Origin of the sequence: Pedobacter nyackensis, assembly GCF_900176505.1 — a bacterium.
In the GTDB taxonomy this organism is placed as follows: domain Bacteria; phylum Bacteroidota; class Bacteroidia; order Sphingobacteriales; family Sphingobacteriaceae; genus Pedobacter; species Pedobacter nyackensis.
Map to the genome: position 1 here is coordinate 21,446 of NZ_FWYB01000012.1, position 14,415 is coordinate 35,860.

Below are 14,415 nucleotides of genomic sequence, written 5' to 3' on the forward strand. Positions count from 1 at the left end.
CAGAAAGTTGCAATTTAATCCAAAAAACAATCTTATTTTACAAAATTTTTAGAATTGTTAACTTTGTAAATGATTGGTGCATTCTTGTAATATATAACCATGACCGATATACATTCTAAAGAGACCAGGTCTTATAATATGAGTAGAATAAGAGGAAAGGATACTAAGCCGGAACTCTTGGTCAGGAGGTTTTTGCACGCTCATGGCTTTAGATACAGAATTCACTTAAAAGATCTTCCGGGTAAACCAGACATTGTATTGCGTAAATATAAAACTGTGATTTTTGTACATGGTTGTTTTTGGCATGGACATCATAATTGTAAGTATGCTGCAATTCCAGAAACTAGATCGGAGTGGTGGAAAGCAAAAATAAATGGGAATATTATCAGAGATAATAAGGATAGTAAATTTCTTAAAGAGCAGGGGTGGAACGTAATAATCCTTTGGACTTGCGATTTAATGAAAAGTACAAGAAATAAAAAACTTCTCTCATTGATAGAAGAACTTTTAACTCTCAGATAGTCTTTTGATTGAGGCTTTAGTTATGGATGTCGTTGAAATATATGGATCTAGTTTTGTACTTTCACGCATTTTTTAATTATCTTTCATACAATTTACAATATGTTAGGAAAAGACGCTATATCTCAGAACGCCAAATCTTCAAGAAAAAAAACATCAAAGAATAATCAAAAATTAAAAGTAGTCGACTTTTTTTGTGGAGGTGGAGGAATGAGTTATGGTATGCAACTTGCTGGTTTGAAGGTTCTAGCTGGTATTGATTATGAACCTGCCTGTAAGGAAACTTATGAGGCAAATATTAAAGGTGCAGAATTTATACAAGCAGATGTTTTTGAGCTTAAAGAAAAAGAATTACAACAACAATTAGGGCTAAAAAAAAATGATAAAGACTTAGTTTTAATAGGATGTAGTCCTTGTCAATTTTGGAGTATAATAAACACAGATAAACGGAAATCACAAAAATCAAAAAATCTTTTGGTAGAATTTCAACGATTTGTTAAATACTTTAAGCCGGGTTATGTTGTTGTTGAAAATGTTCCTGGCGTGTTGAGAAATAAAGAAGAAAGCGGGCTTCAAGATTTTATTAACTGGTTAGAAATAAGTAAATATAAAGTACACTTCGATGTACATAATGTAAATGACTACGGAGTCGCTCAAAATAGAAAGCGATTTACACTTGTGGCCAATAGAGTCACAAAAGAAGAGATATTTCCTGTTAAGAGAACCGAAAAACGTATAGTTGTCAAAGACGTATTAGGTGTAACTAACGGGTTTCCAAGAATTTCACATGGTAATCGAGATAATACCGACTTCCTGCATACAACCTCAAGGTTAGGTGAATTGAATCAAGAGCGCTTAAAATATGTTAGAAAAGATGGAGGCGATAGATTTGGTTTTGCGGACAAAGAACATTTACAACTTAAATGTTTTGTTGGAAGAGATAATTCCTTCAGAGATACTTTTGGCAGATTATGGTGGAATAAACCATCTCCCACTATAACTACAAAATTTTGTAACATTTCCAATGGCAGGTTCGTACATCCAGATGAAGATCGTGCCCTTTCACTAAGGGAGGGGGCTGTTTTGCAGTCTTTTCCGAAAGATTATATTTTCAAAGGAACTGCTGTAGATTCAATTGCAAGGTTAATTGGAAATGCTGTGCCACCTGAATATGCTAAGTCAATTGGTGTAGCCATTAAAAACAATAGTAATGCAATTTAGAACAAAGGCTAGAGCTGTCGATTTATTAGGTAAAGGTCAGATTGCTGATCTTCCAACTGCTATTACGGAACTTTGGAAGAATGGATATGACGCATATGCAGACAATCTAAAGGCAGAACTCTATAAACAAGGCTTTGACGGATTAAAAAACTCTTACTTTATCATTTCTGATGATGGCAAAGGAATGTCAACCTCAGATGTTCTGGACAAATGGTTGGTACTGGGGACGGACTCTAAATCTCGTGCTGACCTTGATATTGAATCAGAAGATACACTTTGGAAACGACCTCGAATCAAGGCAGGTGAAAAAGGTATTGGCCGTCTGTCAGTCGCATACTTGGGCAATCCGATGTTAATGTTAACTAAGAAGATTGGATATCCAACACAAGCAGTCTATTTCGATTGGAGATTATTGGAAAATTATAATCTGTTCCTTGATGATATTATTATTCCTTTAAAACCAGTTGAGGATTTAAGCGTTTTGAATGTTGTTTTCTCTGACCTGAAGCAAGAATTCTTATCAAACTTTGATAAAGAATTAGATTTAGATAATAGACCAATCTGGGAAGGAAAACAGCTAGAACTAAAATCTGATATTATTTTAGAAACTAACAATGCATTTATAGAAGAACCAATTTTTCGAAAGCTTTTTTCGACTTTTGATACTGATGATTCACATGGTACTTTATTTTTAGTTTTCAATCCAATTAATCAAATTGCAGAACTAGCTGATGAGGACAATGATGATGTTGACAACCGTAATTTTGTTATCTCAAGCCTAACTGGATTTACAAACCCTTTAAAAGATATTGATATTAACATCTCTACGGTGTTCGATATCCATAAAGGGGCTGAAACTTATGATCTGTTAACCGCGATTGGTAATTTTTTCACAAGGAAAGATTTTGAACTAGCGGATGTTTATATCAAGGGGAAATTTGATGGTACAGGGAATTTTAATGGAATTATTCGAATTTATGATCAAGTAATTGATTACAATTATTCGAATCCTAGAAGAAGAAATAAAACATCTTTTTATGGAGAGATACCTATCGAATTAGGATACTCTCAGGGAGAAGAAAAGTCGTCTCTTTTGACAGAGCAAGAATTTACTGCCTTAAGAACCAAGGTTACGCTGTATGGAGGATTATATGTGTATCGTGATGACTTTAGAGTACTACCATACGGGAGACATAATGCTGATTTTCTAAACTTTGAGCAAAGAAGGTCTAAAAGAGCCGGATCATATTACTTCTCTTATAGAAGAATGTACGGTTATTTAGACTTGACAAGAGATAGGAATCCTGATTTAAAGGATAAATCTAGTAGAGAGGGATTAATTAATAATACTCAGTATAGAGCTTTTACTAATGATGCTGAAGGTTTTTTTGTAACCTTAGCTCTTGACTATTTTGCTACAAATGCTAAAGAATCTTTATTTCTTAATAAAAAGAAAGAAATAAACGATCAAAACGAAGCTTTACAAGCTGATAAAGCTAGAGAAAAAGCAGAGAAAAATGCATTTACTAGATCTTTAAGCGAATATCCGAAAAGACTAGAAGAGCATCAAATCAAATACGACATTCTTCTTAATCAACTCTCTGAAAAATTGAATCAAATCGATGTCGGCTACTCAGAAGTAGAAGGAATATTAGATGAACTTCAAAAGATGGATCTAGAATTTAAAAACTTAATTCCAAAAGTCCCTAAAAGATATAAGCCAACTGAAACACAAAAAGAGCGACTGTATAAATTTGAAGATAAACTAAGTAATTATATTGAACAGGTAAGTCCTAAAAGAGAAGCATTAAATAAGAAAGCTCAGGATAAGCTCGAAATAAGAGATTTGAAAATTGATTTCACAAAAAAATACAATGGCTATATTGCATCTTTAGATCAATCACTTAACCGATATCAGCAATTATTAATTGAAAAACTTAATTCTTTATCTAAGGATTACAAGGATAGGTCAAAAAGATTAATAAATTCCCTACAAGAAGATAAAGAAAGGTTAATTGAGAGTATCGTTTCCAAAGAACAGATATTTCATTTTAATAAAGAAATAGAAAATAAGTACAACAGCTTAATTAATGAGGCTAATAGAACGTTGTTTCCGTTAGTTGACCATTTATTTAGGCTTTCTTTTGATATTGATGAGGAGCAAGTACAAGGTGCATACAAAGCACAGTATGATCAAATGAAGTATCAATGGGAACAAACTCGAGATACAGCTCAACTGGGAATTGCAGTAGAAATCATTGACCATGAATTTAATCAGCTATATGCGAAAATAAACAATCAATTAACAGTGCTAGGTAATAACTTCGCAGTTAATTCTATTAAAGAATTTGGTTTTCTTGAAAAGAACTTTAAGCAATTAGAGGACAAATACGCGTTACTATCTCCATTGTACAGAATTTCAGGAGCATTAAATAGGGATATTTGTTGTATAGAAATCTACAATTATTTAATTGAGTTTTTTGAAAATCAAATATCCGAATCTAGTATTGTTTTTGAAGTTTCAGAAGATTTTAAAAAACACACAATCAACATTAAGGAGCCAATAATATATACAGTGTTTATTAATATTATTAACAATGCTATTTATTGGATGCGTAATAAAGAGCACCGTATAATAAAGCTTGATTTTTGTGCAGACACAAATGAAATAATTATTGCTAATTCTGGCGAAAAAATCCCAGAATATAGATTAGAGCGTGTATTCGAATTATTTTACTCTCAACGCCCTAATGGAAGAGGAATAGGTCTCTATCTCTCTAAACAAAGTTTAAATGAAGCAGGCTTAAACGTTTTTGCTACTAATGATAAAAAATATAATTTTTTCAACGGAGCATGCTTCGTAATTAACACTCTCAATTATGACATTTAGTGACAAGACATTAGAAATTGTAAAAACATCAATTAAATCAGCAATATTTATTGATGAAAAAGCAAGAGATGTATATGAATACGAAAATCTTGATGATACTATGCTCGAAGAGAAGTTATCAGTTGCGATTTATAAGAATTTTAAGGAAAATGGCATCTCGCTTGCAATTCATAAATTTAAAGTTGAAGATAGAGAAAATGAGAATTTGCTGAAGTATCTTTTCAACGATCGAGACTTGGTATTGCTTGACTGGAAATTACAAGGAGAGGGAGGTGAAGAGTATTCATTGGAATTATTATCACATGTAGTTCATTCGAACCATATTAATTTTTGCTGTATTTATACCACAGAACCGAATGTAGACAACATATTTTTTAATATACTATCTTATTTTTCAGGCATTAATGAAACAAAATTTGCTGCTATAAAAGAAAAATATGCCCCAGGCTTTGAAGATGAGTTATTAGAGATTAAAAAATCTTATAATTTTATTGATTTAAACCATAATAGCAACGGACAACATATTGGAACGTTGGTCAAAGCAGGATTGGATTTTGATGAGTTAATACAACTATGTGAAATAGATTCGAATAAAAAAGAGGCCTTATTTTTATTAATGTTGGCTTTCGAAAATTATCATAAAAGTACAAATGCGAATCAAAAACCAACTTTAGTATCTGTTACTAATAGATCACTAGTAATTAATAATACTATCGTTTGCATATTAAACAAAGAGAATGCCTTTGAGGATCAATCAATTGAGATAATTAGAAACCTATCAGGGAAAATTGAAAAATCAACGAATAGTTTTACTCAATTATTGGGGATCGAAATGCAAAATATTTTCAATTCTGAAGGCGCATTTATTGATGATAATCTTATTATGATTTCTAAAGAGGCTTTGTTTGCTCACAGAAAACACATAAAGGATAAGAATGATGAAAATGATATTCCTTTTAAAGTATTAATTAAACAAGTTCTTTTAGAACATGCTTATTTAAAATTAAGAACAGCAAAGCTATCATTACTAAATGATGATTTCTTAGAATCACAAGTGGATGTGAATAAACATTTGAAAGATGATGAAGTCGCATTAATAAATACATTTTATAATTCTGTAAGTATTAAGGGGTTTAATGTAGAAAGTCAGCCAAATTTAAATTTTGGCGATATTTTTAAAGATGAAAATAATGATTATTATTTATGCATTACTGCTCTCTGTGATTGTTTAAGACCTGAAAAAATAAAACAAAATTTCTATTTCGTAAAGGGTAAAAAGATTGATATTAAACTAGCTAATGCATTAGGCGATTCTGCTTTTATGAGTTATGTTGGTAGAGATGAGGCAATTTCTTGGATTGCGTTAGAGCCAGATAATCATATCGAAATAGAAGAATTAGGAAAGACACCAGAAGAGATAGAATTAGAGAAATTAAGAATTGAAAATAAAAAAATGAATAATCATAAATACCTTCCTGTCTATGTGAAACCTCATTGTTTTAATGTGAAAAACCCTAAAATAATAGATTCTATAATTGAAATAAGAAGAATTGAATCTATTAAAGTAGAACGTGTTACGGAAGATAATGGAGATATTGCATTTGGCAAGATTAAATATATTACGACATTAAGGCCAAATTACACCCAAAGAATTGCAAACCATGCATTTAGCCATCCAGTGAGAGTAGGTGTTGATTTTGTTAAGATTTAACTTATAAAAGGCGTTTTGCAGATGCGTTTCGCCCATACAAGACCGTGCATAGGTCAAAACATCTGAGGGTGTAAAATAAGCTGTGTCAAAATAGTTAATTGTTAACTTAGCGACACAGTTTATAAAATGAGAAAAGATGAGCAGCTCGATTATGAGCAAATGAAGCAAAAAGCCCTAGAGCAGTTGCGTTCAAGCAAACCCTTGTACGGTAAGGACGGAGCTTTTGCTCTCTACTAAAAAACTTTTAGACTCTACTTTAGAAGCGGAACTTGAAAGCCATTTGGATTCTGAGGAACGCCTTTCAGGCAATCGTAAAATTGGCAAGATCAGTAAAAGAAGTCCCTACTTCCTCTGGTACCATTACCATAGATACTCCAAGAGATCGGAGTTCTACATACTAAAACTAATTTACCTGGCTCATAATAACATTAGTCAGAAGTGGACAGTGCCATTAAGTAATTTGGGTTGTTACTGCGCAAAAACTTGCCTTTTGGTTTCCTGATCGGATAGTATTGTGGATATTCCGGCGATTGCTGATGCAATACTGGATCGTATGGTGCACACATCATACAGAATTGAACTAAAAGGAGAAAGTCTAAGAAAAAAGAGGTAAAATTGTCGGGCGATCAGCTTCGCTGAACCAAAACTAACAAGGAGGTCAACGTCTCCGTTATATCCATATTAGATTTGAAACTAAAATGAACAAGGCAGTAACTCTAATGAATCACCGCCTTGACACAGTTTATTTTACATACCCAATATTTAAAATATTTTATACTTAATGGAGCATGACTATTACTTTCGTTGGAATATCTAACAACTGTGTAAACGAATTACATTAAAAGCATCAGGCGAATATTTTGTGCTGGTTTTTTTAAGGATTGCCTTTAATTTTTAACATGACTTTTAAAGTCTTGGAGAATCTTTGATAACTGATGATATTCGTTATTTTTCTTTTTTATGAAGTTATTTATAAATATTTTTTGTGCGGCTTTAATATTAGACTTTTCATCATTTCCATATAATTCTCTTGTGAAATCTGCAATGTTTTTTTTAAAGTTAGTGTTAAATGTTGGAATCGTACTTTTTGTTGCGGTCAGGATATCAATAGCGAAATTTTCATTCCATATGATTTCTTCAGGGATGTTTTTAGGAAAGTATTCAAGGTTTTTCAGTAAGAATTTCAGATAGTTTAAAGCTGACTCTTTCTTTTGCGTGTTGTTCCCTCCCATATTTCCCCCATCAATCCTAAAGCCTAGATTTTGAAAATCAATTGAAGTTTCTTCTTTGAGTTTCGATTTTATAAAATCAAGATTCTCTGATTCTGCCGTAGTGAAGGTATCAGGATCATATTTCACTTTTTTCTTATCACCGTCTAGTAAAATGAACTTATGTATTTCATTTTCTTCAGAGTAGACGACCGCTTTTTTATAGATATTTTCGGCACCACCCGGGAAGTATTTAACTGAAAATAGTAAGGGGTAGTCTCCACCTATTTCTGCTAACACATCTATACTTCTCCTCATCTGTCAAACTGAAATAATCGGTTCTAACAACATTGGAAACAATCAAAAGATGTCCACGTGAAACAGGGAATCCATCTTCAATTATAAAGAAATACTCATTACTATAGATGATTTTGTCCTTTGGTATGCTTAAAAAATCTTTCATTAAAAACTTCCTGGTAGTTCATTTATAGGTTGCCATTTGTGAATGGCCAATTCCGAAGCTAAGTTATATAGTTTTTCTAAAAACACTATTCTTCACACTCTTGTAGAACCCGTTTGATTGATGGGGTGCTTACTTTCAATGTAGAACTTATTCCTGTTAAAGAGCTTCTCTAAAAATCTTTTTTCAGGTATCCGCGCGCTCTTATTATTGTTTATCTGCTTATCTGATAGTACCAGGTCCCAAACACCATTTATATTTGCCCCTTCATTATGATGGTGCTGGTTATGGAGATGTGGTAAGAAATGATCTATAGCGCACATGTTTAAATCATCACCTTTACGGATTGAAATGTCCTGAAAGGAGTAGAAACACTTGCCTTTTTGATAGCCATTAAGCGCATCTCGTACGGAGGCAATTTTTTTTGAATGATGTAATTACCGAAGAATACAAACGGACCAAAGTATAATGCGGAAAGGCTGTCGCAAAATGTAAAAGAACTAAACGAAAACGCACATCCATTGGCTCTGAGCTTCTTAAAACATACGCCATAGTAATAAATAAGGAGAAGTAATCCTTGGAATCTATTGTAAAAAGTATAAATTAGATAATATATTATGATATAATAAAAATGAATAAAGACGGCATTGGATACGTTAGATATGTAAAGGACTTTTTGACTGGACAGTTGGAAGCTGTGTGGTCGTATCACATTAGCGGTCAAACCGTCTCTGGAACAGGGGTAGCTACGGGAGTCTATGGAGATACTTTTGTAGGGGAATATAAAATTACTTATTACACCGATGGGAGCGATGATGGCACAAGTTTTGATTTGGTTATAACTAAAGAAAATGATCAATTTATACTGAAATGGTTTCGTAACGGAACCCTTAAACATATTGGAATAGGTCGTGGTGAAGATAACATCATTACCGCAGGATGGAAGGAATTGGATGCTTAGTTGCCCCTCCTTTAAGACCAATCCTGAAACATCGAGCACTAGTCTTATCGTACGGACTATTGAAGGAATAAATACCGGGTACAGTATAAACTGGTCAATCACTCTTGACTTTAATAAATTGGCCTGATTTTCAGTGTTTTCCACGCACTACTGTATCAATGGATATTGCTGTTTATAAGGTGTAAGTCATAAAAGGGCATCCGATTTAACTGACGCCCTTTTTTAACAATAATGGATTAACCTGGTAACTTACCATGTGCTACTGGGCATTTCCCAAATAGGGATGGATGACCAATGCTTTCAACGTTATTCTTGAAATGAAACGCAACTTCCTGGATAGGCTCTGGTGGATTTATACCTGCAATAACCAAATTGCACCAACGTTCCAATAGTTTACGTTTACCATTAGTCAATTCACGCGTAACCGGCATATAAGTGCTGCTTTCAAAGTTATCTTTAGAAATAAATTTAAGTATTTTTTCTGCAAGGAATTCAATTCTATTCCTGTTATCTAAAGGTACATCAATGCCTTTTCTAGACATCACTGGGTTCAATACATCGTATAAAGAAAGAATGTTTTCGTAAATCCAGCTCCAGGTTAGCTGGCTATCGGGAGTATTGGCTTCAAGTTGGTCATCAAAACCTAATACCCTTACATTAAGATGATATTGTTGAACATCTAGCCTGGGTGGAAATTTAGGTATGGTTTCGTTATCAGATTGTAGTTTGAATATAAAGCTGTTGTATCCTGGCTCACTTGGTATATACTCGAATGTGAAATAACCCTTATCTCCAACGATCGCAGAATCAAGCGTCTCAATATATGCTCCATTGGTATCATATTTCGCTATGGCAATAATACTTCCTGAGGCAGCAGGCTGACCTTTATATCTGACAGGGATAGGCATAGTTAACTTTTCTTTTTCATCGAGGTAAGCGTCTCTTTTTTCTACGATGATTACGTCGTCTCTTTCAACCAATGTGTTGTTGCCGTCTCCTTGTAATTTATAGCTACCTAGTGATATTGCTCTCCAAACATCAGCTGAAATACCCGAAAGATCGACGTCGATTAAACCAGCATTTTTTTCGTAAGCCTCCTGGTTGTATTGTTCTGGCTGTAGGGTTTCTAACAAATGCTCAGTTCCGTTATAAATTACACTCAGTTTTAATGGACCTAAATTGGCTTTTTCCAAAGATTTATTTACTTCGGGTACGGTCTCACCCAAATCGAGAGTAAGGCGCTTGAGTGATTCGTTGGCCTCTACAATAGCTGTATTTAAAATATTGTTTTCTTGCTGGACTCTATATAGGTAACGACCCTGCGGATGCCCCTTTAATTCTGTTTTTTGCCACAAGCCAATAAAGCCTGATACAATAGAATATGCCGGGTTAGAAAAGTTTTTTCCATCTGCGTAGTATTTTGCCAGTTCATTCCGCGTTTTTGGGGTTTGGACTGTTTGGTTCATGATGCCATTTTGATAGTAAAGGGTGCGGTAAGTATGAAATCGCATGGTGATACCCTGAACGTCTTCGGAGGTCATTGCCTCCTGAATTTTGTGCAGGAATGCCGAATTTGTAGCGTTACTAAATTCAATATCTTCTTTAGCAAAGCATACTTCCCATACTGCACTTGCATTTGTTGCCGGACCGACTCCCTGGTCAACTTCCGCTTTCATTTGGTTTCTACCCCTAAAAATTAAAAGCCTGGCATACATTCTGGATGTACTTTTAAGTTTAATGCCAAGCGCGTTATCGCCAATCCTCAATTCATTAAAAAATACCTGGGTGCCATTGTCAGTAATAGGATTACTATCTACCAGTTTGCCGTCTAAACTTAAGGTATTGCCAACTAAAGCATCAGTGGTGTCATTTTCACCGGGCTTAGTAGAAACGGAAGAAACCTCCATGTCCTGGAACCTCGCATAGTGCGTACCAAAGTTGTTCCAACTACCGTTCATTGCTTCAGGCAGCTTTGATTTTAGACTGGATAGTGTTTCTCCAGGAGGAACGATCAACTTTACATTTGCAATGTCGTAGAGCTTTTCGAAATTATTGGCTAATGAGGGGTCGAAAGACATATGACCCTTAAAGTAGATTCTGGGAAATAGCAAGGTACTCATGGTTTATGGGTTTATTAGGTTTATAAATGTTAGTCTGGTCTGATTGTTTGTTTTAAGTTCTGTTATGAAGGGGGTATTTAGATTTGTGCTGTTGAGTTGCTCAGTGCTATGGGCCGCGAATCGTTTATGGTAATTCCACAATTCGGACGCGTTGGCAGGCAGATTTAATGAATAAGGAAGCTCGAACGGAGCGGCAGCCACCTTCAGCCTGCCCAATGCATCCGTTTGTGGCGAGCTGTGTTGAGGCAAATCTGTAAGCAAAGCCGAAATAGTACTTAAAAAACGCATATCTGCAAATGCCCAGCGACTTAGTTGTGTCCTTTCCCGGCTTCCCGGTGCCGCCAGTAAATGGTGATGTATATTTAAAAGTAGCCACCTGTAACGGTGATTAAAAATTACGCCCCATTTATAGGCATCATTGTTTTCGAGATAACTTGGTGAATCCGCATTACTTACTGTGGGGTTTACTGGAACACTGCGGGCAAGTGACGCTTCGCCATTTTGAGCAGCGTAATTTTTTGCTGCCTGGTATAAACGAAAAAAACGCAGGAAATGTGAGGGGTCGTTTTCGGGAGATTCTTCTGAGCCTTCACCTTGTAAGCCAATAGCCTTGATAAGATCAATAAGGCCGTTTTGCCCGTTGAGTTGTGTAACTTTACTCATGATAAGCTGGTGTATACCACCACCTGTCCATACTTCAGGATCCGCCTGCCTGTTCTCGGAATGGGCGAATATGTTTTCTGTCTTTAACTGGCTTGCCAGATCGGTTAATAAGTTAAAAAGCGCACCCACCCGTTGAATACTTTCATCAGGAGCTTCTACTTTTGCATCCTGTTTAACCGTTTCGAGATTAAAACCCAACCCGGCAGGAATTTGATCTGGAGCAGGCATTTCGGCTAAAACATATTTAGCCAAGGCAGAGATAGAAAAAGGTTCGAGCCTAAAATGGAAAGGATAGATGTCATTGTAAGGATAGTCTTCCCTTTCAAAATTTAAGGCCCCACCAACGGCGATCAGAATGTTTTGTACCGCCATTAAATGTCCCATTTCTTCCCGAGCTATGGTCATGATCTCGTTACGCCATTCAGAATGCGGGCTGGTTGTGGGCAGTGAGAATACAGAGTACAGGTATTGCACCATTAAGCTATGCTCTATTTCTGCAGCGGTATGTAACAGGAAAATTAGCTCATCAACTAGTTCCATAGCAGGTTTTTGCCGTTTTAAAATGACAGCTTTTACGCCTATGGTGCTGAATGCTACAAGGTTTTCCTTAGTTAGGGTGCTTTTGAAATCGGTAAAGCTGTGGTTAATTTTGGGCAGGATGGTTTCCTCTGTTTCGAATTGGAATTTAAAGCGCGTCATTTTGAGTTTGCATTAGTTATATGAGATTAACTTTATTAACTAAAGCTACTAAGAAAAAAAGTAATTCAGGGAGTAATTTATTTCTCAATTAATTTAATATTAAATTCCCCATCTTCGGTAGCCACGAGTGGGGTAAGAGGCGTTGGGCAAGCCAATGTCATCCCGATGATTACTTAACATACAATGAAAAAAATCATGAATGATCCCCTCTTAAAAACACAGAAATTGAGTTAAAAACGCAACCTGAATTAATAATTTAGTGAATTGTAACGTTGTAAGCGCTATAACTCCTTCTCACTCCGAACCACCATGCTCCGGTGATTTATTCAATATCGTAAACCGTTTCTCAAATTGATCACCTCCCAGGCGTATAATAACCTTGAAACCATGTCCACCATATCTGATTTCCATTAGGAAATTTAGCAGAAGTGGTTTTGTAAACCTCTATACTGGTGATTTATTCAAAATTGTAAACACCTCCTCAAACTGATCATTTAGTGGTGCTGACATAAACGTGATTGTCACAATTTTATTGGAATTTTGCTAAATTAAACTTTTTATATATTTTTAAGATATTACATATCGAATCAAGACCGTTTTGGCTGTTTTGAAATAATTAACGCTTTTAAAATTTATAACCATTATGACAGAAAAGGGAAGGGTTATCCAAGAAATGCTTACCAAGGGATACCGCGACGGTGAATTTGAAAATGAGTCTTATTTACTGCAGGTTTTACGGGAAACTGAAGATAATGAAGAAATTATTGAATTATGTGGAGTGCTGTCGAAGGTCGGTTCTATGTACGTGGTGCCTGTATTAATGGCCAGGTTAAAGGACGCAGACGATATAACGCACACCTATATCCAACTTTCATTGGAACGGATTCACGCTCGGATTAAAGACTGGGATGCCAAGAAAAAAGACGATTTTTTTGATCCTGAATGGTGGCGACCAAAATGGATGGGAACTAAAGAGCGTTTTATCAGCTATGTTGCGTTTTTGGCATCTAGCCAGGATAAAGATGAATTATTTGAAGAGCGGAAAATGGAGGAAATAGCCGAAGGGCTTATTAAGGAAATGGATCTGGATCTATCTCCACATCAATCCTTTAGGGAACTGAAGTTATGTACACCAAAATGGAATTTAAAAGCTGATTTGGCGGCTACCTTATTAGAGGTAGAGCAAGAGTTATTGGTTGAACCAGCCTTAGATGGGGCGAATGTAGTGATTAACGAAGATACACAAGTCGAGAGAAATCTTACCTATATGAAAAATGATTACCTACTCACCAGGTTGAAACTTTATTCAAACTTTGAGGAAAACTTATATGCTTTAACAATTATGAACTGTTTAAATAGGCCGGATAATTAGGTGTTTTATTAGCTTATAACATGGCCGATGCTTATTTATTATTATCAAACCTCAATCTATTAGATCTTTTATACATGGAATTTAACGACCTTTTTAATAATTTACATTCCGCTAGCGACACGCAGGGAATTTCGAAGTCTGAAGATGTGGACCTAGACAATATACTTTGTTTCCTGGCTAATGGTTATGCTGTTGAATATATAATAGTAAACCAGCGGAAAAAAGTATTACGTTTTATCGATCCGGACCAGTTTTTACTTAGAATCAGTGATAATACTTCTGTTGATCTTTATGGTAATATAGAAACTGTTAATATCACATTTGATGACATTGTCATTATGTTACGGAAATTTCCAGAAGAAACAGTTGCCTTTCATAAGAAAATTAAGCTAGACTATTTGGAAAAGCTTCAGTTGTATAAAGATGATCTTAAAAAAACAGCTGCAGAACGGTATTTAGATCTTCTTGAAAACAAGCCTTGGGTAATGCAACTCATTGAACCGGAGGTTATAGCTTCATATCTAAACTTATCGAAGGAGCAATACGACATGCTTATATTATCGATTCGTAATGTGAATGATTAATTTCTAG

Annotated in this window: 12 protein-coding genes and 1 pseudogene; 9 read left to right on the plus strand and 4 right to left on the minus strand. The window is 35.0% G+C overall.

Translation table 11 applies throughout. From position 1 onward, the window contains the following. Positions 1 to 99: 99 nt before the first annotated feature. The 6 genes and pseudogenes from B9A18_RS18485 (at position 100) to B9A18_RS25415 (ending at position 6,954) form a co-directional block, all read left to right on the plus strand. Complete coding sequence (locus B9A18_RS18485; RefSeq protein WP_084291032.1) at positions 100 to 522, plus strand: very short patch repair endonuclease; 423 nt, start codon at positions 100 to 102, stop codon at positions 520 to 522. Between the two features lie 99 nt (positions 523 to 621). After that, positions 622 to 1,740 carry a DNA cytosine methyltransferase gene (locus B9A18_RS18490; protein ID WP_084291033.1) on the plus strand — a complete coding sequence of 373 codons (1,119 nt, stop codon included), beginning with the start codon at positions 622 to 624 and terminating at the stop codon, positions 1,738 to 1,740. Continuing rightward, positions 1,730 to 4,630, plus strand: coding sequence for an ATP-binding protein (locus tag B9A18_RS18495; protein WP_084291034.1), 2,901 nt, complete (start codon positions 1,730 to 1,732; stop codon positions 4,628 to 4,630). Before B9A18_RS18490 ends, B9A18_RS18495 begins: the two co-directional genes overlap by 11 nt. Continuing rightward, positions 4,620 to 6,341: a response regulator receiver domain gene (locus B9A18_RS18500; RefSeq protein ID WP_084291035.1), complete on the plus strand. Its 1,722-nt coding sequence runs from the start codon at positions 4,620 to 4,622 to the stop codon at positions 6,339 to 6,341. Before B9A18_RS18495 ends, B9A18_RS18500 begins: the two co-directional genes overlap by 11 nt. 126 nt (positions 6,342 to 6,467) lie before the next feature. Continuing rightward, positions 6,468 to 6,739: pseudogene (locus B9A18_RS25695) on the plus strand (transposase); the annotation flags it as partial. Positions 6,740 to 6,852: 113 nt separating this feature from the next. Continuing rightward, on the plus strand, positions 6,853 to 6,954 hold the full coding sequence (locus B9A18_RS25415; RefSeq protein ID WP_394335632.1) for an ATP-binding protein: 102 nt from the start codon (positions 6,853 to 6,855) through the stop codon (positions 6,952 to 6,954). Positions 6,955 to 7,228: 274 nt separating this feature from the next. On the opposite strand, the gene B9A18_RS18510 is transcribed toward B9A18_RS25415, so the two are convergent. Both B9A18_RS18510 and B9A18_RS25675 read right to left on the minus strand, forming a co-directional pair. After that, the gene (locus B9A18_RS18510; RefSeq protein ID WP_084291036.1) at positions 7,229 to 7,867 is read right to left on the minus strand and encodes a hypothetical protein; all 639 of its coding nucleotides are present in this window, start codon (positions 7,865 to 7,867) and stop codon (positions 7,229 to 7,231) included. Further along, positions 7,803 to 8,012 carry an HIT family protein gene (locus tag B9A18_RS25675; protein WP_144009540.1) on the minus strand — a complete coding sequence of 70 codons (210 nt, stop codon included), beginning with the start codon at positions 8,010 to 8,012 and terminating at the stop codon, positions 7,803 to 7,805. Before B9A18_RS25675 ends, B9A18_RS18510 begins: the two co-directional genes overlap by 65 nt. A 628-nt stretch (positions 8,013 to 8,640) precedes the next feature. On the opposite strand from B9A18_RS25675, the gene B9A18_RS18520 reads away from it, so the two are divergent. Beyond that, positions 8,641 to 8,970 carry a hypothetical protein gene (locus tag B9A18_RS18520; RefSeq protein ID WP_084291037.1) on the plus strand — a complete coding sequence of 110 codons (330 nt, stop codon included), beginning with the start codon at positions 8,641 to 8,643 and terminating at the stop codon, positions 8,968 to 8,970. Positions 8,971 to 9,206: 236 nt separating this feature from the next. On the opposite strand, the gene B9A18_RS18525 is transcribed toward B9A18_RS18520, so the two are convergent. Together B9A18_RS18525 and B9A18_RS18530 are read right to left on the minus strand one after the other, a co-directional pair. Beyond that, on the minus strand, positions 9,207 to 11,090 hold the full coding sequence (locus B9A18_RS18525) for a hypothetical protein (protein ID WP_084291038.1): 1,884 nt from the start codon (positions 11,088 to 11,090) through the stop codon (positions 9,207 to 9,209). A 3-nt stretch (positions 11,091 to 11,093) separates the two neighbouring features. Next, positions 11,094 to 12,452, minus strand: coding sequence for a ferritin-like domain-containing protein (locus B9A18_RS18530; RefSeq protein ID WP_084291039.1), 1,359 nt, complete (start codon positions 12,450 to 12,452; stop codon positions 11,094 to 11,096). A gap of 643 nt (positions 12,453 to 13,095) precedes the next feature. Between B9A18_RS18530 and B9A18_RS18535 the strand changes: the two genes are divergently transcribed. Together B9A18_RS18535 and B9A18_RS18540 are read left to right on the plus strand one after the other, a co-directional pair. Further along, a complete protein-coding gene (locus B9A18_RS18535; RefSeq protein WP_084291040.1) occupies positions 13,096 to 13,824 on the plus strand; it encodes a hypothetical protein in 729 nt (242 codons plus the stop codon). 74 nt (positions 13,825 to 13,898) lie between these two features. Beyond that, on the plus strand, positions 13,899 to 14,408 hold the full coding sequence (locus B9A18_RS18540; RefSeq protein ID WP_144009541.1) for a hypothetical protein: 510 nt from the start codon (positions 13,899 to 13,901) through the stop codon (positions 14,406 to 14,408). The last annotated feature ends 7 nt before the right edge of the window (positions 14,409 to 14,415 follow it).